Annotated in this window: 19 protein-coding genes and 1 CRISPR repeat array (1 of these 20 cut by a window edge); of the genes, 10 read left to right on the forward strand and 9 right to left on the reverse strand. The window is 68.9% G+C overall.

The annotated features are described in order from the left end of the window. Positions 1-579: a CRISPR direct-repeat array (repeat unit 31 nt; unit sequence GTCGCGCCCTCACGGGCGCGTGGATTGAAAC); it begins 44 nt to the left of the window's first position. A gap of 121 nt (positions 580-700) precedes the next feature. The 7 genes from PIQ37_RS00870 to PIQ37_RS00900 all read right to left on the reverse strand — a co-directional run bounded on the left by PIQ37_RS00870 (position 701) and on the right by PIQ37_RS00900 (position 7673). Beyond that, a complete protein-coding gene (locus tag PIQ37_RS00870; RefSeq protein ID WP_342072000.1) occupies positions 701-1558 on the reverse strand; it encodes a transporter in 858 nt (285 codons plus the stop codon). Between the two features lie 39 nt (positions 1559-1597). After that, complete coding sequence (locus PIQ37_RS00875; RefSeq protein ID WP_342072001.1) at positions 1598-3742, reverse strand: acyltransferase family protein; 2145 nt, start codon at positions 3740-3742, stop codon at positions 1598-1600. A gap of 2 nt (positions 3743-3744) precedes the next feature. After that, positions 3745-4440: a DUF2058 domain-containing protein gene (locus PIQ37_RS00880; protein WP_342072002.1), complete on the reverse strand. Its 696-nt coding sequence runs from the start codon at positions 4438-4440 to the stop codon at positions 3745-3747. A 27-nt stretch (positions 4441-4467) separates the two neighbouring features. Then, entirely contained in the window at positions 4468-4704 is a 237-nt protein-coding gene (locus tag PIQ37_RS00885; RefSeq protein WP_017908102.1) for a SlyX family protein, read from the reverse strand. Continuing rightward, positions 4694-6040, reverse strand: a complete 1347-nt coding sequence (locus tag PIQ37_RS00890) for a UDP-glucose dehydrogenase family protein (protein WP_342072003.1) — start codon at positions 6038-6040, stop codon at positions 4694-4696. The genes PIQ37_RS00885 and PIQ37_RS00890 overlap by 11 nt, the downstream gene beginning before the upstream one ends. A 15-nt stretch (positions 6041-6055) precedes the next feature. Beyond that, entirely contained in the window at positions 6056-7006 is a 951-nt protein-coding gene (locus tag PIQ37_RS00895) for an FKBP-type peptidyl-prolyl cis-trans isomerase (RefSeq protein ID WP_152237280.1), read from the reverse strand. Between the two features lie 100 nt (positions 7007-7106). After that, positions 7107-7673 carry a glutathione peroxidase gene (locus tag PIQ37_RS00900; RefSeq protein WP_342072004.1) on the reverse strand — a complete coding sequence of 189 codons (567 nt, stop codon included), beginning with the start codon at positions 7671-7673 and terminating at the stop codon, positions 7107-7109. Between the two features lie 129 nt (positions 7674-7802). Between PIQ37_RS00900 and PIQ37_RS00905 the strand changes: the two genes are divergently transcribed. The 7 genes from PIQ37_RS00905 (at position 7803) to PIQ37_RS00935 (ending at position 12333) form a co-directional block, all read left to right on the forward strand. Continuing rightward, positions 7803-8045: a hypothetical protein gene (locus PIQ37_RS00905; RefSeq protein ID WP_342072005.1), complete on the forward strand. Its 243-nt coding sequence runs from the start codon at positions 7803-7805 to the stop codon at positions 8043-8045. Between the two features lie 2 nt (positions 8046-8047). Then, positions 8048-8410, forward strand: a complete 363-nt coding sequence (locus tag PIQ37_RS00910) for a GntR family transcriptional regulator (RefSeq protein ID WP_017908106.1) — start codon at positions 8048-8050, stop codon at positions 8408-8410. After that, the gene (locus PIQ37_RS00915; protein WP_017908107.1) at positions 8407-9288 is read left to right on the forward strand and encodes an ABC transporter ATP-binding protein; all 882 of its coding nucleotides are present in this window, start codon (positions 8407-8409) and stop codon (positions 9286-9288) included. The genes PIQ37_RS00910 and PIQ37_RS00915 overlap by 4 nt, the downstream gene beginning before the upstream one ends. Next, on the forward strand, positions 9285-10277 hold the full coding sequence (locus tag PIQ37_RS00920; protein WP_342072006.1) for an ABC transporter permease: 993 nt from the start codon (positions 9285-9287) through the stop codon (positions 10275-10277). Before PIQ37_RS00915 ends, PIQ37_RS00920 begins: the two co-directional genes overlap by 4 nt. A gap of 43 nt (positions 10278-10320) precedes the next feature. Continuing rightward, positions 10321-11142: a DUF4097 family beta strand repeat-containing protein gene (locus tag PIQ37_RS00925; RefSeq protein ID WP_342072007.1), complete on the forward strand. Its 822-nt coding sequence runs from the start codon at positions 10321-10323 to the stop codon at positions 11140-11142. A gap of 41 nt (positions 11143-11183) precedes the next feature. Continuing rightward, positions 11184-11738 (forward strand): DUF2884 family protein, encoded by a 555-nt coding sequence (locus tag PIQ37_RS00930; protein ID WP_342072008.1) that lies wholly within the window; start codon positions 11184-11186, stop codon positions 11736-11738. Positions 11739-11892: 154 nt separating this feature from the next. Continuing rightward, a complete protein-coding gene (locus PIQ37_RS00935; protein ID WP_342072009.1) occupies positions 11893-12333 on the forward strand; it encodes a hypothetical protein in 441 nt (146 codons plus the stop codon). A gap of 261 nt (positions 12334-12594) precedes the next feature. On the opposite strand, the gene PIQ37_RS00940 is transcribed toward PIQ37_RS00935, so the two are convergent. Together PIQ37_RS00940 and PIQ37_RS00945 are read right to left on the reverse strand one after the other, a co-directional pair. After that, complete coding sequence (locus PIQ37_RS00940) at positions 12595-14028, reverse strand: class II fumarate hydratase (RefSeq protein ID WP_342072010.1); 1434 nt, start codon at positions 14026-14028, stop codon at positions 12595-12597. Positions 14029-14419: 391 nt separating this feature from the next. Beyond that, entirely contained in the window at positions 14420-15412 is a 993-nt protein-coding gene (locus PIQ37_RS00945; protein ID WP_342072011.1) for a YiiG family protein, read from the reverse strand. A gap of 398 nt (positions 15413-15810) precedes the next feature. Here PIQ37_RS00945 and PIQ37_RS00950 point away from each other — a divergent pair, with 398 nt between their 5' ends. From PIQ37_RS00950 to PIQ37_RS00960, 3 genes are all read left to right on the forward strand, one after another. After that, complete coding sequence (locus PIQ37_RS00950) at positions 15811-17124, forward strand: hemolysin family protein (RefSeq protein WP_342072012.1); 1314 nt, start codon at positions 15811-15813, stop codon at positions 17122-17124. Positions 17125-17324: 200 nt separating this feature from the next. Continuing rightward, a complete protein-coding gene (gene purB / locus PIQ37_RS00955) occupies positions 17325-18692 on the forward strand; it encodes an adenylosuccinate lyase (RefSeq protein ID WP_342072013.1) in 1368 nt (455 codons plus the stop codon). Positions 18693-18758: 66 nt separating this feature from the next. Continuing rightward, complete coding sequence (locus PIQ37_RS00960) at positions 18759-19361, forward strand: DUF3060 domain-containing protein (RefSeq protein WP_052250739.1); 603 nt, start codon at positions 18759-18761, stop codon at positions 19359-19361. Positions 19362-19564: the final 203 nt, after the last annotated feature.

Here is a 19564-nt window from a genome sequence, read left to right on the forward strand (position 1 = left end):
TCGCCCTTCGCCGCGTCGAGTGTCGCGCTCTCACGGGCGCGTGGATTGAAACCGAGTTGCACTCAGCACCGCATGCACGCTGCTGTCGTCGCGCTCTCACGGGCGCGTGGATTGAAACGGGGACTTCTCCTCGGTGGTGCGTGAGGAGGTGCGGTCGCGCCCTCACGGGCGCGTGGATTGAAACCCTAACGGCGCCACGCAGGCCACGCATCCGCGATTGTCGCGCCCTCACGGGCGCGTGGATTGAAACTCGTTCCTCACGCCGACGGATGAGGTCTGGGTTGGTCGCGCCCTCACGGGCGCGTGGATTGAAACGTCCATCCGGTGCACGGCTCCGGCCTTTACCAGTGTCGCGCCCTCACGGGCGCGTGGATTGAAACAGCGCATGCACTAGCGGATGCTGCAGCATCCTGCGTCGCGCCCTCACGGGCGCGTGGATTGAAACCCCGTGCGGGACAGCTATGACAAGTACCAGGTGTCGGTCGCGCCCTCGCGGGCGCGCGGATTGAAACGACGATAAACGGCACCCGTTCTAATAGCATTCCCTCGTCACGTCCTCACCGGCGTGTGGATTGAAACTCCTTGCAGGCAGGGACTCACTCACGCATGCCTGTCCCGACATCCAAGGCGCCTGGGTGAAACCGTGCCAGGCCCTTGGTTGCGCGGAGGCGCGATTCACGCCATCACCGCACCATGGACCTCAGCGCAGCAATACCGAAATGCCGAGGCCGCCCTGCCAGTCCGGGGTCTGCGACGACAGGCCGCGCAGCACCGACAGATCCAGTTGCACGCGGTTGGCGAACAGCCAGGTGACGCCGCTGCCGAGCGCGCGCATCTCGTCCTCGCCGCCGCCGATGCCGGCCTCGACGTAGGCGCTCAGCGTGTCGCCCGCGTAGAAGGTGTAGCTCGGCGAGACGCTCCAGCCGGAGCCGTCCTCGCTGTCGCTGACATTGCCGTACAGCGCCAGGCTGCGCCCTTCGGGCAGATCCCAGCCGGCGCTCACGCCCAGGTCGTAGCGGTGGCCGGCATCGCCATACGGCGCGCGCCCGACCGGCAGGCTGGCGCTGCCGAGCAAGGCCCAGCTGACGCGGTCGCTGGCGCTGGGCAACGCCTGCTTCAAGCCGATGCTGGCGTCGCCACCACTGTGCCCGCGCTGGTCCTGCCCGCCGCCACGCACGCGCTGCCACACCTGGCTGTCGATCGCCAGTTGCAACTCGGTGCGCGCGCTCAGGCCGAACCGCAGCCGGCTGTTAGCGACGTACTCGGTGCTGCGCACGTCGCCGTCGCGGTCATAGCTGCCATCGAAGAACGCCTGCTCCCAGGCCAGCTGGCCACGCTGCAGGGTGGTCGGGGCGAAGCCGATACCGGGCCGGTCGAACGCCGGCGCGTCCTCGGCGCAGGCCACGCCGGCAATGCCGCTAGTGGCGGCCAGCAGCAGCGCCCCGCGCAGCAGCACATCGCCGCGGCGGCGCAACTGCGGCCGGCGGCCATGGCGGGTGGCGACGGACGACGGCACCGCCCGCGATCGCTGCGGCGCGAGAAAAGGCAGAACAGGCATGCGCGAACTCCTTGCGATGCGGGAGCGGAGGGCTGCGCCTCAAGGCGCCGGCGGCGAGTGTGCCTGGATCGCCGCGATGTGCGATGTGAAGCCCGGCAGCAGCACCCGGTTGCCGTAGCCGCTGAGGTGATCGGCATCGAAGAACAGCGGGCGCCCGTCGCGGCTGCCACTGCAGTGCTGCGCGTCGCACAGCAGCGGCAACGGATCCCACACCGAGGCATGCGGCAGCTGCGCGGCGATGCGCTGCAGGCTCTGCAGGACCGGCGCACGGTAACGCTCCATGGTCGCGCGTGGGATCGGGATGCCGCGCGCGCAGATCGGATTGCCGCGGTTGAACCCGTCCGAACAGCGATACGGCGGCGCACGCAGCACCGGCTTGGGCGCTTCGAAGACGATGCGCACGCCGCGCTGCGCCAGCGGCTGCAGCAGCGCGACCGCAGCCGCTTCGCCAGCGCTGCGCGCGGCCTGCGCCTCGGCCCCCTCCTGCTCGGCCATCGCCGCGGTCTCGTCGAACAGGCGGTCCTGATCGGCCAGGCGCAGCACGCGCAGGGCGGGCAGAAACAGCACATCGCCGTCGCGCGCGTGCGCGGCGACGTCGGCCAGGGTGCTGCGTTCATAGGCCTGGCAGCCGGGATTGCTGGCCTGCCAGGCCTGCAGGCCGACGATCGGGCAACCGCCGACACCGTAAAGCCGCACCGGCATCCCGCTCTGCAACGCGAAACGCCGCAGCAGTTCGTTGTAGGCCAGCGCATGCGAGTCGCCGGCCACGAACACCTGGCCGCCACCGCGTTGGTGCAGCGTGCAGGCGCCACGCTCGAACAGCTTGGCGCTGCCCACCTGCACCGGCACCTGGCGGGTCTGCAGCGCGCACTGCGGAAACTCCCGACGCAGGCCCTTGGCATAGGCGTACCAGTCCAGCGGATGCCGGCTGACCGTGCTCAGCCCGTAGTAGCGCTGGGCGTTCTGCAGCAGCGCATGGGTGCCGCCGGCGAGCAGCACCAGGCCCAGCCCGGCGACGATGGTCCGCGCCGGCGTACGCGCGCGGCCGATGCGGCCATGCCGCCACGGCAGCTCCACCCAGCGGTACGAAGCCAGCGCCAGCAGGGTGACCAGCAGCAGCGCCGCGGCCCTGGTCGGCGCCGATTCCAGACCGACGGTCCAGCGGAACAGCACGAACACCGGCCAGTGCCACAGATACAGCGAGTACGACACGCGGCCGATCGCCACCGGGACGCGGTGCGCCAGCGCGCGCCGGGTCCAGCCGGCCGGGGCGCCATGCAGCAGCGCCAGCAGGCCGAGTGTGCCCAGCACCGGCCACAGTCCATCCGGCCACGGCGAATGGCCGGGACGCGCGCACCACAGGCCGACCACCACCGCCGCCAGCGCCATCGCCAGCAACGGCGAACGCCAGCTCCAGGCGCCCGGCGGCGGCGCCTGCGTCCCGGCCTCGAAGCGTCCGCGCAGCGCCAGCACCTGGTACAGCAGCACGCCGCTGCCCAGTTGCCAGAAACGTGCGGTGGTCAGGTAGAACGCGGCCGCCGCATCGCCGGCGTCGCGGCTATGCCGCCAGGCGAACGCCAGCGAGGCGGCCGAGGCCAGCGCCACCAGCAGCGTCGACCACACCCGGCCGCGGCCGCCACGGTTCCAGGCCAGGAACAGCAGCGGGAACAGCAGATAGAACTGCTCCTCCACGCCCAGCGACCAGGTATGCGTGTACGGATTGAATTCGGCCTTGGGCGAGAAGTAATCGTTGCCGGTCGCGGCCAGCACCCAGTTGCTGAGGCCGACGAAGGCCATGCGTCCGGTTTTGGCGCTGGTCTCACTGAGCCAGGACTCGGGAATGAACAGGCCGCTGGCCAGGGCCGTGACCAGCAGGCACACCACCAGGGCCGGCGCGATGCGGCGCAGGCGCCGCGCATAGAACTGCGCGAACACACCCAGCTGTCCGGCCGCCGGCAGGCGCTGCAACGACGCGCTGACCACGAAGCCGGAGATCACGAAGAACATGTCCACGCCGGTGAACCCGCCCGGCAGCCATGCCGGATCGAGGTGGTAGGCGATCACCGCCAGCACCGCGATCGCGCGCAGCCCGTCCACGTACGGCAGATAGCCGCCGCCGGCCTGCGCGTGCGGCGGCGTGTGGCCGCGCGCGGCGGCCAGCGTGCCCGTCCCTGGCAGCGCCACGTTTACCAGACCAGGTCGTCGGGGATCTGGTACTTGGGATCGGCGTAGGGGTCTTCTTCTGCCGTCGCGTTCGGATCGACCCGCAGCGCCACCGCCGCCGGGAAGATCGCTTCGGCCTGGTCCAGCAGCGCCGCGGTCACCAGCAGGTAGCGGCCGTTCTGCTGCAGCACGCCCAACTCGCCGGCGTTGAGCGCCTTGAGCTGGTCGGCGGTGACGTAGATGCGCTTGATCTTGCCGCCATAGGGGAAATGGCGGGCGATGTCGGCCTCGGCGCGGTTCAGCGCCTGGCCCTTGAGCAGTTCGTCGAGCTTGGCCCGCGCCTCGCGGCGCAGGCGCGCCTCTTCCTGCTTCTGCCGCTCGGCCTCGATGCGCTCGTCCTTCTCGCGCTGGGCGCGGATCGCATAGGCCTTGGCCAGGTCGATGTCCTCGCGGCTGCGCGGCGGCCGCCCCGGCTGCCCGCCCGCGCCCTGCGGCTTGCCCTGGCCAGGGCCATTGCCATGCGGACGGCCGCGCCCGCCGCCGGGCTTGCCGGCGTTGGGCGCACCGCCGGGAGCGCGCTCGCCGCGCGCCCCGGCCGGTGCCGGGCGCTGGCCCGGCCGTCCCTGCGGCCGCGGCGCGGCAGGCGGGGCTTTGCGTTCGGGTTTCGGCGCGGGCTTGAAGCCCAGGCCCAGCAACTGCTCGCGGAGGGTATCGCTCATCGGGACGGCATCGGTCGGTTCGGGGGATCAGTAATGCGGCGGCGGCGGTTCGTCGGCCGGATCGGCGTAGAGCGTGCTGCGCACCTTGCCCAGATCTTCGAGCAGGTGACGCAGCAACTCGGCGTTGCGCTGGCTTTCGATACGCGCTTCGGCCAGGGCATCGCTCATTTCCGACAGCGCCTGCTCCTGGAAGGAGAGGCGCGTTTCCAGCTCGATCAGGCGGTTTTCCAGCAACCGATCCTGGGTGGAAAAATCATGCTGCATGGATCGAACGTCCGCGGCCGATGCCGTAGTACGCCAGGCCGAAGCTCTCGATTTCCTGCGGATCGTAGAGATTGCGGCCGTCGAACACCACCGCATCGCCGATCAGCTCCTTCATGCGGGTGAAGTCGGGGCTGCGGAACTGCTTCCACTCGGTGACCACCGCCAGCGCATCGGCGCCTTCCAGCGCGTCGAAGGCATCGTCGCAGAAATGCAGGTCGGCGCGCTCGCCGAAGATGCGCTTGGCCTCCTCGGTCGCCTCCGGATCGTAGGCGCGCACCGTCGCGCCCGCCTCCCACAGTTGCGCCAGCAGACGGCGGCTGGAGGCGGCACGCATGTCGTCGGTGTTGGGCTTGAAGGCCAGGCCCCACACCGCGAAGGTCTTGCCCTTCAGCGACTGCGCCGCACCGTAGTGGCGCTGGATCAGTTCGTACAGATGGCCCTTCTGCGCCTCGTTGACCGCTTCCACCGCGTCCAGCAGCCTCGGCGCATGGCCGTACTGCTGCGCAGTGCGCGCCAGCGCCTGCACGTCCTTGGGGAAGCACGAGCCGCCGTAGCCGGCACCCGGGTAGATGAAGTGCCAGCCGATGCGCGGATCCGAGCCGATGCCCTGGCGCACCTTCTCCACGTCGGCACCGACCCGCTCGGCGATGTTGGCGATCTCGTTCATGAAACTGATCTTGGTCGCCAGCATCGCGTTGGCCGCGTACTTGGTCAGTTCGGCCGAGCGCACGTCCATCTCCACGATGCGGTCGTGGTTGCGGTTGAACGGCGCGTACAGGCGACGCAGGCGCGCGGCCGAGCCGGGCTTGCTGCTGCCGATGACGATGCGGTCCGGGCGCATGCAATCGGCGACCGCATCGCCTTCCTTCAGGAACTCCGGGTTGGAGACCACGTCGAACTCGATCGCCTCGCCGCGCGCTTCCAGCTCGGCGGCGATCGCCGCGCGCACCTTGTCGGCGGTGCCCACCGGCACCGTCGACTTGTTGACCACGATGGTCGGCCCCTGGATGTGCTGGCCGATGGTGCGGGCCACCGCCAGGACGTACTGCAGATCTGCGCTACCGTCCTCGTCCGGCGGCGTGCCGACGGCGATGAACACGATATCCCCATGCGCGATGGCGCTGGCCGCATCGGTGGTGAAGAACAGCCTCCGTGCGGCGTGATTGGCCTTGACCATCGGCGAGAGGCCAGGCTCGTAAATCGGGACCACGCCCTTGTTGAGCCCATCCACCTTGGCTTGGTCGATGTCTACGCACACCACATGGTGGCCGACTTCGGCCAGACAGGTTCCGGTGACGAGCCCGACATAGCCGGTGCCGAATATCGCTACGCGCATGTAATCTCCTTTCGGTTATTGAAGGATGTTCAAAAGTTCCACGTCGAAGGTCAACATCGCATCCGGGCCGATCGGGCTGCCCGGCATTCCCTGCGGGCCGTAGCCCAGATTGGACGGAATCCAGAAGCGGTACTTGGACCCCACCGGCATCAGCGCCACGCCCTCGCTCCAGCCCGGCACGACCTGGTTCAGCGCGAACTCGGCCGGCTGGCCATTCTTGTAGGAGCTGTCGAAGACGGTGCCGTCGAGCAGCTTGCCCTCGTAGTTCACCCGCACCTTGCTGCTGGACGTGGGCCGCGCGCCGCTGCCTTCGCGCAGCACCATGTACTGCAGGCCGGACGGGGTGGTGATCACGCCCTTCTGGTTCTTGTTCTGCGCCAGGAAGGCATTGCCTTCCTGCTTGTTCTTGGTCGCCACCGCGGCCTGCTTGGACGCACCGAAGGCCTGCAGCGTGGCCATCGCCTGCTCCTGGGTCATCGCGGTCTGGCCCTTGGCGAACACCGTGCGCACCGCGCCCATCAGCGTCGGCAGATCGATGTCGTTCTGGATCCGCGCCAGCGACGGACCGACCGCACGGTCGCCCAGCATCAGGCCCACGTTCTCCTTGGACACCGGCGGCGGCTGCGCGCCCGGCGCCATGCCCGGCACCGGCTGGCCGTTGCGCGCGGCCAGTTGCGTGCGCAGCGCGGTGTCGGTGGCCTGGGTCTGCTCATCGGACAGCAGCGGCTTGCCCTGCTTGAAGGCGTTCTCGATCGCGCGCTGCATCGCGTCCACGTCGATGTCCTGGGCGATGGGCTCGAACGAACGCGCCACATCCATGCCGATCGCGTAGCTGACCTTCTGCTTCTCGGTGCTCAGCGTCGTCGCCGTGCCGCCGGCAGCCGGCGCCTGCGCGGACGCGTGACCGGCGACCATCGCCATCCCCACCACCAGCGACGCCACGGCGCCGCGCATTCCCATCTTCATTCGCTACTTTCCCTGGAAGTGAACTGTGAACTGGACGCGCCGAGCTGGCGCAGACAGAGGCCGGCATTGTCGCATGCGCGGCCGAGATGTTGACCCGCTTTCAGTGCGACGCCGGCTGCGCTTTCAGTTCGCGTTCGATGGCACTGCGCAAGGCCGGATCGTCGGGCGTGACCTTGCTCGGGAATTGCGCGACCACGCGCCCATCGCGCGCGATCAAATACTTGTGGAAATTCCAGCCCGGCGCCACGCCGGTGGCCTGGGTCAGTTGCTTGTACAGCGGCGTCGCCTCGTCGCCGATCACGTGCACCTTCTCGAACATCGGGAACTTCACCCCGTAGGTGAGCGTGCAGAATTCCTGGATCTGCTTCTCCGATCCGGGCTCCTGGCCCTTGAAGTCGTTGGACGGGAAGCCGAGCACGCTGAAGCCCTGCGCCGCGTACTGCTGCTGCAGCTTCTCCAGGCCGTCGTACTGCGGGGTGTAGCCGCACTTGCTGGCGGTGTTGACCACCAGCAGCACCTTGCCGCCGTAGGCCTTGTTCAGGTTCACCTTCTCCTTGCCGGCCAGCGGACGGTAGTCCCGGTCCAGCAGGGAGCCGGCCCAGGCACTGCCGACGGTGCCGACAGCAGCCAGGATCGCGAGGAAAAACAGACGCTTGGGAAGTTTCATGGGGCACCGTCGAGAAGGAGAAGGAAGTGGCACGCGACCAGGTCGGAAGTTGGGTCCACAGCGTGTTGACATGCCGTGTAACGGTGTTATAGTTAAATACAACACCACTCACCCAGAGCAGGTCCCACGATGAATCTCAAACGCCTCCAGCGCAGTCTTCCGGCCCTGGTCATCGTCGGCACCCTGCTCTTCGCGAGCTGGATCGGCGCCCAACGCCACCAGGGACGGCCGCTGGATTATGGCGCCAGCACGCCGCACGACGACAGCGCCGCCGGCGCCGCACCTTCTACCGTCCCGGCGGTGCGGCGTCTGCGGGCTTCGCTGTCCGTGCCTTATTTCTCCTTCGCGCGCACCCTGCGCCCACGGAGCTGACCATGAGCGATATCCAATGGAGCGACGGCGCTCCGATCTACCGCCAGCTGAAGGAGCGCGTCATCGCGATGATGCTCGACGGCATCCTCAAGCCCGGCGATGCCCTGCCCTCGGTGCGCCAGGTGGCCGCCGAGTACCAGCTCAACCCGATCACCGTCTCGCGCGCCTACCAGGAACTGGCCGACGAGGCCCTGGTCGAGAAGCGCCGCGGGCTGGGCATGTTCATGACCGAGGAAGCGGCGCAGAAGCTGCGCGGCAGCGAGCGCGAGCGCTTCCTCAACGAAGAGTGGCCTCTGGTGCTGGAACGCATCCAGCGCCTGGGCCTGACACTGCAAGACTTGTTGCCACCGGGGAAAACGCCATGACTGCCGCTGTCGCCGCATCCGAATCCGTCGTCTACGCGCAGGGGTTGCGCAAGACCTACAACAACAAGCCGGCGCTGGCCGATGCGTCCTTCGCCATCGCGCCGGGCCGCATCGTCGGCCTGATCGGCCCCAACGGCGCCGGCAAGACCACCGCGCTGAAGGCGGTGCTGGGCCTGACCGCCGTGGAAGGCGAACTGCGCGTGCTGGGCATGGACCCGCGCAAGCAACGCGACGCGCTGATGAACGAAGTGTGCTTCATCGCCGACGTGGCGGTGCTGCCGCGCTGGATGCGGGTGAGCGAGGCGATCGACTTCGTCGCCGGCGTGCATCCGCGCTTCGATCGCGCCAAGTGCGAGCGCTTCCTGGCCAACACCAAGCTCTCGCCCAAGCTGCGGGTGCGCGAGATGTCCAAGGGCATGATCGTGCAGTTGCACCTGGCCCTGGTGATGGCGATCGACGCGCGCCTGCTGGTGCTGGACGAACCGACCCTGGGCCTGGACATCCTGTACCGCAAGGAGTTCTACCAGCGCCTGCTGGAAGACTACTTCGACGAACAGAAGACCATCATCATCACCACCCACCAGGTGGAGGAGATCGAGCACATCCTCACCGACGTGCTGTTCATCCGCGACGGCCGCATCGTGCTCAGCGCCGACATGGAGCACATGGCCACCCGCTACACCGAACTGCTGGTGCCGGCCGAGCGCATCGAGGCGGCGCGCGCGCTGCAGCCGATCGACGAACGCGGCCTGCCGTTCGGCAAGTCGGTATTCCTGTACGACGGCGTGCCGCAGGCGCAACTGGCCGCACTCGGCGAAACCCGCACCCCCGGCCTGGCCGACCTGTTCGTCGCCATCATGAAGGGCACCTACGCATGAACGCTCCCGCCAAATCGATCTCTCCCGTGTCCACGTTCACGTGGCTGCTCAAGCGCGAGTTCTGGGAACACCGCGGCGGTTTCCTGTGGGCCCCGGTCATCACCGGCGGCATCGTCGCCACCCTGTACACGGTGCTGTCGATCATCGGCAGCATCGCCGGCCGCAACCATGGCGGCGGCGTGCATCTGAACGATGTGCAATGGGAAGGCCAGGTCAACAACGCCCACCAGATCATCGGCGCGGTCGGCGACGGCACCATGCTCGCCGGCGTGATCCTGGCCTGCATCGTGGTCGGCTTCGTGGTGTTCTTCTACGCGCTGGGCGCGCTGTACGACGACCGCCGCGACCGCAGCGTGCTGTTCTGGAAGTCGCTGCCGCTGTCGGACACCGGCACCGTGCTGTCCAAGGCCGCCTGGGCGCTGCTGCTGGCGCCGCTGCTGGCGATCGGCATCGGCCTGCTGATCGGCCTGGCGCTGTGGGTGGTCACCGCCCTGACCCTGTCGGTCAACGGCATCCCGCAGAGCACCGCGGTCTTCACCGAATCGCACCCGCTGCGCATCATCGGCATGGTCCTGGCCGCGCTGCCAGTGCAGGTGATGTGGTCGCTGCCGGCGATCGGCTGGCTGATGCTGTGCTCGGCCTGGGCGCGCAGCAAGCCGTTCCTGTGGGCGGTGCTGATCCCGATCCTGGGCTGCGTGATGGCCAGCATGATGGGCATCCTGCCGATGCTCAACGTCAACCACAACCTGATCTGGTACACCGTGGTCTACCGCGGCCTGCTCAGCGTGCTGCCCGGCAGCTGGGGCCCGGTGCTGAACGAGCAGGTGGCCGAGACCCACATCAGCGGTCCGCAGGATCTGGTCAATGCGATCCATCTCGGCGACAGCTGGGTGCTGTTCCGCGACCCCGACATCTGGATCGGCGCCGCGGTCGGCGTGGCCTTCATCGTCGCCGCGATCTACGTGCGCCGCTGGCGCGACGAAGCCTGATCGCACCTCCGTCCCTCTTCCCTTTTCCGCAAGGAGTTTTCCGATGCGCAAGACCCTCGCCCTGTGTGCCCTGCTGTCGCTGCCGGCCGTCGCCCTGGCCGACGACTGCAAGTATTCCGAACCGCGCGAACTGAAGCTGGACCTGACCGGGGTCAAGTCGGTGCTGCTGGACGTGCAGCAGAACGACCTCAAGCTCAGCGGCGCCAGCGGCGACTCCACCCTGCGCGGCCGCGCCTGCGCCTCCGACGCGGACATGCTCAAGGAGCTGACCCTGCGCCAGCGCCACGACGGCGACACCCTGGTGGTGACACTGAAGCACGAGGGCAAGATCCACGGCATCAGCGTCGGCAACCGCTACGCCTACCTCAACGTGGCCGGCAGCATCCCGGCCAACCTGCCGGTGCAACTGCAACTGGGCTCCGGCGATGCCGAGATCAGCGGCGTGGCCTCGCTCGACGCCAAGGTCGGCTCCGGCGACCTGCACGCGCAGAACATTCGCGGCGCGGTCAGCGCCACGGTCGGCTCCGGCGACATCGAACTGCGCAATGTCGGCAGCGTGGCCCTGCCGACGCTGGGCTCGGGCGACGTCAAGGCCGACCAGGTCGGCGGCGACGTCAAGGTCGGCACCGTCGGCTCCGGCGACCTGACCGTGCACGGCGTGCGCGGCAGCGTGCAGGTCGACAGCGTCGGCTCCGGCGACGTGCAACTGCGCGACGTCGCCGGCAACGTCGCGGTGCAGACCGTGGGCTCCGGCGACCTGGATGTCGGCACCGTCGGCGGCAACCTGAGCGTGCAGAAGGTCGGCAGCGGCGACGTCACCCACCGCGGCGTGCGTGGCAGCGTCAACCTGCCCAAGCCGCGCTGATCCTCCGCTCCGCCTTTTCCCTTTCGCACGAGGACACGCCCATGCAGTACCGTTCCCTGCCCCTGGCCGGCGTCGCCCTGGCCGCCCTGCTCGCGCTCAGCGCCTGCCAGCGCTCGTCGAACGACCGCGTCGTGGTCGATCACGGTGGCGCGCAAAGCCTGACCTTCCTCAACGGCGACCTCACCCTGAAGGCCAATGGCCAGCCGCCGGCCACCATCACCCGCGACGGCAAGCTGTTGATCGACGGCAAGCCGGTCGCGCTGGACGCCGAGCAGCAGCGCCTGCTGCTGGCCTACCGCAGCCAGATCGAAGCGGTGGGCAAGCAAGGCGTGGAGGTCGGCAAGGCCGGTGCGGCGCTGGGCGTGAAAGCGGCCGGCGATGCGATCAGCGGCGTGCTCAGCGGCGACACCGACCATATCGGCGAGCGGGTCGAGGCGCAGGCCGACAAGATCAAGCAGGCCGCGCTGAAGATCTGCGACCAGGTCGCGGCGCTGCGCGCCGCGCAGGATGCGCTGATGGAGAAGGTGCCGGCGTTCCGTCCGTATTCCACGCTGGAAGACAGCGACGTGCGCGACTGCAAGCACTCGGCGGCGTAAGGCCGCCACGCCGACCCGGTGCGCGCGCGCGTGCCGGGCCGGCCTTGCATGGCCTCGGGCGAGCGGTGGGCTGGTCCCTGCGACATGCGGCCGCACGCCGCACCACAGCCACACGCTCTAGAATGGGCGGCACTCTCCCCGCTCCATCGCCGCCATGAAGAAGACGCTGTTCGCCTGGTTCTCGCTGCTGTCGCTGTGCCTGCTGCTCGCCGCCTGCGGCGGACGCGGCGGCGAGACCGCCTCCTCGCGCGCCGAGCGCAGCAAGCCGCGGGTGGCGGTGGACAGCATGAACGTGATGCTGCGCCGCGCCCCGGCCGCCAACGCCACCATCGGCCCCGATGGCAGCCTGCGCATCGACGACATCGAACTGCCGCTGCCGCCCGCGCAGCGCACCGAACTGCAGCAGTTGTTCATGCACCTGCAGATGCAGCGCCAGCGCACCCTGGAGACCGCGGCGCCGGACCCGAACATGCGCTCGGTCGGCTTCGCGACGACCCCGGAAATCACCGAAGCGCAGGCCGCGGTGCTGCGCGACATTCCGTCGCTGCAACCGTACCGCGACAGTTTCGGCAACCTGCAGGCCGAACGCCGCTGAGGGCTGCCGGCGTCGGCAAGCCCGGCACGAGCGAGCCTCGGGCAAGGATTGGAGGTGCCCCTGTAGGAGCGGCTTCAGCCGCGATGGGCTTTACCGGGAAGGCCCATCGCGGCTGAAGCCGCTCCTACGGAGGCTTGCGGCGAGGTGTCCGGGCGCAATGTGGGAGGGGCTTCAGTCCCGGCTGCTTTCACCGTGCGATCGTCTGTTGCGCCTGGCACGACCACACGGCCGTGCCAGGCCTGCGTGCAGCGCTGGCGCGGCTCAGCCGCCGCCGCCCGCACCGGCATGGATGCCGCCTTCGGTCAGTGCGGCAGGGTCCAGCAGCCGGCGCAGCTCGTCCTCGCCGAGGCCGCTGTCCTCCTTGGCCACCTCCAGCACCGGCCGGTTCTCCTTGTAGGCACGCTTGGCGATCGCCGCGGCCTTCTCGTAGCCGATGATCGGATTCAGCGCGGTCACCAGGATCGGATTGCGGTCGAGCGCCTCGCGCACCCGCTCCTCGCGCACCTTGAGGCCGGCGATCGCCGAATCGGCCAGCAACACCGACACATTGCCCAGCAACTGAATCGAGTCCAGCAGGTTCGCCGCGATCAACGGCAGGGTCACGTTCAACTGGAAGTTGCCGGTCTGCCCGGCCACGGTGATCGCGGTGTGGTGGCCGATGACCTGCGCGCAGGCCATCACCGTGGCTTCGGGGATCACCGGATTGACCTTGCCCGGCATGATCGAGCTGCCCGGCTGCAGCGCCGGCAACTCGATCTCGCCGAGGCCGGCCAGCGGCCCGGCGTTCATCCAGCGCAGGTCGTTGGCGATCTTGATCAGCGCCACCGCCAGCGCGTTGAGCTGGCCGGACAGTTCCACCGCATCGTCCTGCGCGGCCAGGCCTTCGAACTTGTTCTCGGCGCTCTCGAAGGTTTGGTGGGTCAGCGCCGACAACGCCTTGGCGACCTTGCCGCCGAAGCGCGGATCGGCGTTGATGCCGGTGCCGATCGCAGTGCCGCCCAGCGGCAGCCGGCGCAGGCGCTTGAGGCTGTCGTCGATGCGCGCCTGCGCCGATACCAGCTGCGCCGACCAGGCACCGAACTCCTGGCCAAAGGTCAGCGGCATCGCGTCCATCAGATGGGTGCGCCCGGTCTTGACCACGCCCTGCAGTTGCTTGGCGCGCTTGTCGATCGTCTTGCGCAGGTGCTTGAGCGACGGCAGCAGGTGCTCGCGCGCCGCCAGCAGCGCAGCGACGCGGATCGCAGTGGGGACCACGTCGTTGGAACTCTGGCCGAGGTTGACGTGGTCGTTGGGATGCACCGTCGGCAATGCCTTGCTGCCGTTCTTGCCCTCGCCCTTGGCGGCGCGGTTGGCCAGCGTGGCAATGACCTCGTTGGCGTTCATGTTCGACGAGGTGCCGGACCCGGTCTGGTAGATGTCGATCGGGAAGTGCGCGTCGTGGCGACCGTCGGCCACCTCCAGCGCCGCGGCTTGGATCGCCTTGGCGACGGCCTTGGGCAACAACTCCAGGTCGGCATTGACGCCGGCCGCGGCGGCCTTGATCAGGCCCAGCGCGCGGATGAAGCCGCGCGGCATCGGCTGCCCGGACACCGGAAAGTTCTGTACCGCACGCTGGGTCTGTGCCCCCCACAAGGCATCGGCGGGCACCTGCAGTTCGCCCATGCTGTCGTGTTCGACCCTGAATGTGTCACTCATTGCGCAATCTCCGCATCTGCAAAAGGGAATCCATCGGCGCCGTCGTCGGACGTCCGGGGAGGCAGGCTGGCGGGACTGCGGCTGGCGCGCGCATTATCCGTGGCGCAGCGCCCGGCGTCAGCAGTGTGCGCCGGCGGATGTTAGGAATGTCTGGAGGCGCGGGAAGCTAGCGGGCTGCCGAAGTCGGCAGGCAGACATGCTCGAGGATCGATCCACTGAGCCCCGCAACGTGTACGGGGAATGATGCTCGCCCTGCAAGCGCACCAGCGGCGTGCTGCGTAAGGAGCACACCGCGCTCGTTTGCCGGCGAAAGACGAGACGACGGCATGCCGTGCCGCGGTGGCGACGGCACGGCCGGGACCAGCGGCGTGCGCCGCCGGCCCCCGCACTCTCAGCGCTGACGGTTGCTCTGGAACACCAGGTCGTTGTAGCTCTTGAGCAAGCGTGCCGGCGAACCCTCCGGCGCGACGATCGGATTGTCCAGCGAGCGCTGCTCGAATTCGCTGTACGGAATCTTCTCCGCCACCCGCTTGATGCGTGCCTTGGATTCCTTGCGGAAGTTCTCCGCCGCGCTCTCGAAACCACTCCAATCGGACTTGCCCGGCTCCTGGTTGGCGACCTTGGCGTGCGCCTCGTCGGACAGGCTGTTGAAGCCGGCCACCAATGCCGTGGCCTTGGCGGTGTCGAAGTCGTCGTCCTGCATCAGGCCGACGATGTCCTTGGCCTCGAGCATCATCGACAGCCGATAGAAGTCGCGGGTGCGGCCCTCGGCCTTTTCCATCGCCTTCAGCTGCTCGCGCTGCGCGGCGTCGTTCTGCGCCTCCAGTTCGTGGCTGAAGGCCTCGCTGGCCTCGTGGAATTCGGACAGCGCGGCCATCAGCGGCGCATGCAGTTGCTTGCCCTTAGCGAAGTGGTCGTCCTGGTAGTCCTCGCGGTCGTAGTAGTCGCGCGCCTGGTTGGCCAGCGGCTGCAGCGTCTTCAAGGCGGCCAGATAGCGCTTCGCCGCGGCATCCAGCGCCGGCAACGACGGCTTGGCCGCGATCGCCTGGGTCATCGGCGCGTCGCACAGCTTCATCGCGTACTCGTCGATCGGGGCGGGCCCGTACACGCTGGTTTCCTTGCCGGTGGGGCCGGCCTTGGGGTCGGCCATCCAGCGCACGTACTGTTGCGCGCCTTCGTGGATGCGCCCATCGACCTTGTTGAAGCATTCGATGTAGGCGTTGAGCTTGCCGGTCAGCGCCTGGTCCGCGTCGCTGGCGCCGGCATCGGCGGATACATGGTTGGCATCGGAACCGGCTGGCGTCGCCGCAGGCTTGCCACCGCAGGCGGTGAGAAAAACGGACGCAGCGGCGGCCAGCGCCGCCAGACGCAAGGAAGATTTCATGGGGGAATATCGAGGTTGAAAACGGTTACAGAAAGTCTAGCAAACGAAAAGATCGTCGCGGCGTGATGGCTGGAGGGCTGGGATGATCAGCCATTCGGCTGCTGAAAGGCCGGGGAGTCGGGATTGGGGATTCGCAACAGCGGTTGCGCGTCCTTCCACGGTATTCGTTGGCGACACTCGCCTGTGACGGACTGCGCGAGATGGCGCGCGCCTGCGGCGGCGACGCAGTGCATCGGCTAGACTGCGGCGACGTATCACCGATGGAACTCTCACGCCGCCATGGGCGACGATTCAGACTGTAGATGCCGGCGCACGCTGCGCCGGACCACGCACCCCGCCGTTTCCACCCCTCCCGCCCGGCGCCATGACGCGCCAGCGGCGCGCGCCGGGGAACGCACATGATCGGCAACCTCCTGCTGCTGGCGCTGGCGATGCTGCTGGTGCTGCTCAACGGCTTCTTCGTCGCTGCCGAGTTCGCCCTGGTCAAGCTGCGCCACACGCAGGCCGTGGGCCTGGCCGAGCACCACGGCTGGCGCGGCCGCCTGCTGCTCAACGTGCACGGCCACCTCGACGCCTACCTGTCGGCCTGCCAGCTCGGCATCACCCTGTCCTCGCTGGGCCTGGGCTGGGTCGGCGAGCCAGCCTTCGCGCACCTGCTGCAGCCGCTGTTCGACCTGCTGGGGCTGAGCGAAGAGGCGGCGCGCCTGAGCGCCTTCGTCATCGCCTTCAGCGTCATCTCGTTCCTGCACATCGTGCTGGGCGAACTGGCCCCCAAGTCGATGGCGATCCGCCGCCCGGAGCGCATGTCGCTGTGGACCGCCGCACCGCTGTACCTGTTCTACTGGGCGATGTATCCGGCGATCTGGCTGCTCAACACCAGCGCCAACGGCCTGCTGAAGGCCGCGGGCTGGGGCGATGTGGAGCACACCTCGCACCGCTATTCGCGCGAGGAACTGAAGCTGATCGTCGGCCGCCAGCAACCCGTCGGCGGCGCCCCCGATCACGAGCTGACCCTGATGAGCCATGCCTTGGAGCTGCCGGAACTGGTGGCCGGCGACCTGATGCGCGCGCGCGACCATCTGCGCGGGTTCCGCGAGGGCATGGCGCTGGACGCGGTGATGGCCGAGTTCGCCGACAGCCGCTACAGCCGCTATCCGTGGTTCGACCGCGACGGCGAGCAGGTGCTGGGCATCCTGCACATGAAGGACCTGCTGGTGGAGATCGCGCGCGGCCGCCGCAGCGACGACCTGCGTCCGCTGCTGCGCCCGGCCAACCTGATCGCGCTGGAAACGCCGGTACCGCTGGTGCTGGAGCGCTTCCGCACCGGCACCACGCACATGGCGCTGTGCGTGGACGAACACGGCCGCATCCTCGGCTACTTCACCCTGGAAGACCTGCTGGAAGTGGTGGTCGGCGACATCGAGGACGAGCACCCGCACGTGGTCAAGGACGCGCCGACCCGCGGCGCCGACGGCAGTGTGCTGGTGGCCGGCTCGACCTCGATCTTCCGCCTCGAACGCCTGCTCGGCCGCGACCTGCGCGCGCCGGAGCACCTCAACTCGGTCGGCGGGCTGATCGTGCACCAGTTGCAGCGGCTGCCCGAGGAAGGCGAGCAGTTGGAGATCGACGGCCACCTGTTCACGGTCAAGCGCATGGCCGGGCACCGCATCCAGGCGGTCATGGTTCGGCTGGGGTCCGTCATCCCTTCCTGAGGGGCTTCCCGCTGGCGTTGCGTGGCGCAGCGCCTGACTGACGGTTGGGTCATGCCACGCGGCACCGGCGACGCGCCTGCCAGGCCCAAGCCGAAGGGCCGCGGCGCGGCATACTCAGGGAGGGATGGCACACCTGGCGGGCCGCCGAGGCCGCGCCGACGTAGAATGGCGCCCCCGCCGACGCCACCCCACGCCCCGCCATGTCCGATTCCGCCCTGCTCGCCCTGTCCCCGCTCGATGGCCGCTATGCCGGCAAGGTCGACGCCCTGCGGCCGATCTTCTCCGAATACGGCCTGATCAAGGCGCGGGTGAAGGTGGAGATCGAATGGTTGCTGGCGCTGGGCGCCGAACCGGGCATCGGCGAACTGGCCGCCTTCTCGCCGGCAGCGGCGCAGCGCCTGCGCGCGCTGGCCGACGGCTTCGGCGTGGAGCACGCGGCGCGGGTCAAGCAGATCGAGCGCACCACCAACCACGACGTCAAGGCGGTGGAGTACTTCATCAAGGAGCAGCTCAAGGACGACGCCGAACTCGGCCCGGCCCTGGAGTTCGTGCATTTCGCCTGCACCAGCGAGGACATCAACAACCTCAGCTACGGGCTGATGCTGGAGCAGGCCCGGCGCGAGGTGCTGCTGCCGACCCTGGATGCGGTGATCGCCACGCTGCGCGCGCTCGCCCATGCGCAGGCCGCGCAGCCGATGCTGTCGCGCACCCACGGCCAGACCGCCTCGCCGACCACCCTGGGCAAGGAAGTGGCCAACGTGGTCGCGCGCCTGCAGCGGCAGCGCCGGCAGATCGCCGCGGTCGAGCTGACCGGCAAGATCAACGGCGCGGTCGGCAACTACAACGCCCACGTCGCCAGCTACCCGGACGTCGACTGGCCGGGCTTCGCGCAGCGTTTCGTGGAAAGCCTGGGCCTGGTGTTCAACCCGTACACCACCCAGATCGAGCCGCACGACAACGTCGCCGAACTGGGCGACGCCACCCGCCGCGCCAACACCGTGCTGATCGACCTGGCGCGCGACATCTGGGGCTACATCTCGCTGGGCTACTTCAAGCAGAAGCTCAAGGAAGGCGAAGTCGGCTCCTCGACCATGCCGCACAAGGTCAACCCGATCGACTTCGAGAACGCCGAAGGCAACTTCGGCATCGCCAACGCCCTGTTCGAGCACTTCTCGGCCAAGCTGCCGATCAGCCGCTGGCAGCGCGACCTCACCGACTCCACCGTGCTCCGCGCGCTCGGCACCGCCTTCGGCCATACCCAGGTGGCGCTGGACTCGCTGGGCAAGGGCCTGGGCAAGCTGACCGTGAACCCGGAGCGCCTGGACGCCGACCTGGATGCCGCCTGGGAAGTGCTGGCCGAAGCCGTGCAGACGGTGATGCGCCGCCACGGCCTGCCCAATCCCTACGAGCAGCTCAAGGCGCTGACCCGCGGCCAGGGCATCACCGCCGACTCGATGCGCGCCTTCGTCGAGACCCTGGACCTGCCCGAGGACGCCAAGCAGCGCCTGCGCGACCTGACCCCGGGCGGCTACGTCGGCCTCGCCGAGCGGCTGGCGCGCGGCGTCTGAGCTAGGTCCGTCCATCCTGGGTTAATCGGCCCGGGGCATGCTGGTGGCTCACAGCAGAGCCCCGCGATGAGACCCACCCCGTTGTTTGTGTTGCCGCTGCTGGTCCTGGCCGGCTGCGCGCAGGCGCCACGCCCGCCGGCCGGCGATGGCGCGCACACCGCCGCCCCACGCACCGTGGTCATGCCGGCCGCGCCGCCGATCGCGGCGGCGCCGTCGGCCGGCGACATCGCCGATGGCGACGAGCGCGACGCCGAGGCGCCGATCCGCATGGCCGCCTCGGCCAGCGGCGACATCGACTGCGACGGTCGCGACCTGAACATCGTCGGCCGCGACGCCACCCTGGTGCTGCACGGCCACTGCGCCACCGTCAGCCTGTTCGGCCGCAACGGCAACCTGCAGATCGAGCGGGCCGACACCCTGCGCGTGCTCGGCGACAACGCCCAGATCGCGATGCGCGGCGATGCCGGGCAGGTCGCATTGTTCGGCCGCCATGGCCGGCTGCAGATGGCACGTATCGCGACACTGGACGTATCCGGCGACCAGAACCAGCTGCAGGCCAGCGAGATCGACACCATCGCCCTGCAGGGCAACGGCAATGCCATCGTCCAGCGCAGCGGCAGCGCCCAGGTCGACGACGGCGGCCGCGACAACCGCATCCTCGTCCAGTAGCGCGAGCGGCGCTGCGTCCCCACTGCCCTGACCTCCCCCGGGGCGTCGCCGTCATCGCCCAGCCCGGATGCGCCTGGCGCCGACCATGGCCTGCGCGCACGGGGTCACCCGCTATGCGCGGTCGCGACACACCGCCAGGGCCTCCGAATGGCCGCCCATCCGCGCACGGCGGCGCACACGAAGGCCAGCGCGATGGCCCCACG

The organism is Xanthomonas protegens (genome assembly GCF_038442435.1).
GTDB lineage: Bacteria > Pseudomonadota > Gammaproteobacteria > Xanthomonadales > Xanthomonadaceae > Xanthomonas_A > Xanthomonas_A sontii.

Excerpts from the sequence above, each read along its gene's own strand:
- PIQ37_RS00950 (WP_342072012.1), top strand. The coding sequence starts at position 15,811 with ATGATCGGCAACCTCCTGCTGCTGGCGCTGGCGATGCTGCTGGTGCTG.
- purB (WP_342072013.1), top strand. The coding sequence starts at position 17,325 with ATGTCCGATTCCGCCCTGCTCGCCCTGTCCCCGCTCGATGGCCGCTAT.
- PIQ37_RS00940 (WP_342072010.1), bottom strand. The coding sequence starts at position 14,028 with ATGAGTGACACATTCAGGGTCGAACACGACAGCATGGGCGAACTGCAG.
- PIQ37_RS00930 (WP_342072008.1), top strand. The coding sequence starts at position 11,184 with ATGCAGTACCGTTCCCTGCCCCTGGCCGGCGTCGCCCTGGCCGCCCTG.
- PIQ37_RS00920 (WP_342072006.1), top strand. The coding sequence starts at position 9,285 with ATGAACGCTCCCGCCAAATCGATCTCTCCCGTGTCCACGTTCACGTGG.
- PIQ37_RS00880 (WP_342072002.1), bottom strand. The coding sequence starts at position 4,440 with ATGAGCGATACCCTCCGCGAGCAGTTGCTGGGCCTGGGCTTCAAGCCC.
- PIQ37_RS00895 (WP_152237280.1), bottom strand. The coding sequence starts at position 7,006 with ATGAAGATGGGAATGCGCGGCGCCGTGGCGTCGCTGGTGGTGGGGATG.
- PIQ37_RS00900 (WP_342072004.1), bottom strand. The coding sequence starts at position 7,673 with ATGAAACTTCCCAAGCGTCTGTTTTTCCTCGCGATCCTGGCTGCTGTC.
- PIQ37_RS00890 (WP_342072003.1), bottom strand. The coding sequence starts at position 6,040 with ATGCGCGTAGCGATATTCGGCACCGGCTATGTCGGGCTCGTCACCGGA.
- PIQ37_RS00935 (WP_342072009.1), top strand. The coding sequence starts at position 11,893 with ATGAAGAAGACGCTGTTCGCCTGGTTCTCGCTGCTGTCGCTGTGCCTG.
- PIQ37_RS00905 (WP_342072005.1), top strand. The coding sequence starts at position 7,803 with ATGAATCTCAAACGCCTCCAGCGCAGTCTTCCGGCCCTGGTCATCGTC.
- PIQ37_RS00915 (WP_017908107.1), top strand. The coding sequence starts at position 8,407 with ATGACTGCCGCTGTCGCCGCATCCGAATCCGTCGTCTACGCGCAGGGG.
- PIQ37_RS00945 (WP_342072011.1), bottom strand. The coding sequence starts at position 15,412 with ATGAAATCTTCCTTGCGTCTGGCGGCGCTGGCCGCCGCTGCGTCCGTT.
- PIQ37_RS00885 (WP_017908102.1), bottom strand. The coding sequence starts at position 4,704 with ATGCAGCATGATTTTTCCACCCAGGATCGGTTGCTGGAAAACCGCCTG.
- PIQ37_RS00925 (WP_342072007.1), top strand. The coding sequence starts at position 10,321 with ATGCGCAAGACCCTCGCCCTGTGTGCCCTGCTGTCGCTGCCGGCCGTC.
- PIQ37_RS00870 (WP_342072000.1), bottom strand. The coding sequence starts at position 1,558 with ATGCCTGTTCTGCCTTTTCTCGCGCCGCAGCGATCGCGGGCGGTGCCG.
- PIQ37_RS00910 (WP_017908106.1), top strand. The coding sequence starts at position 8,048 with ATGAGCGATATCCAATGGAGCGACGGCGCTCCGATCTACCGCCAGCTG.
- PIQ37_RS00960 (WP_052250739.1), top strand. The coding sequence starts at position 18,759 with ATGAGACCCACCCCGTTGTTTGTGTTGCCGCTGCTGGTCCTGGCCGGC.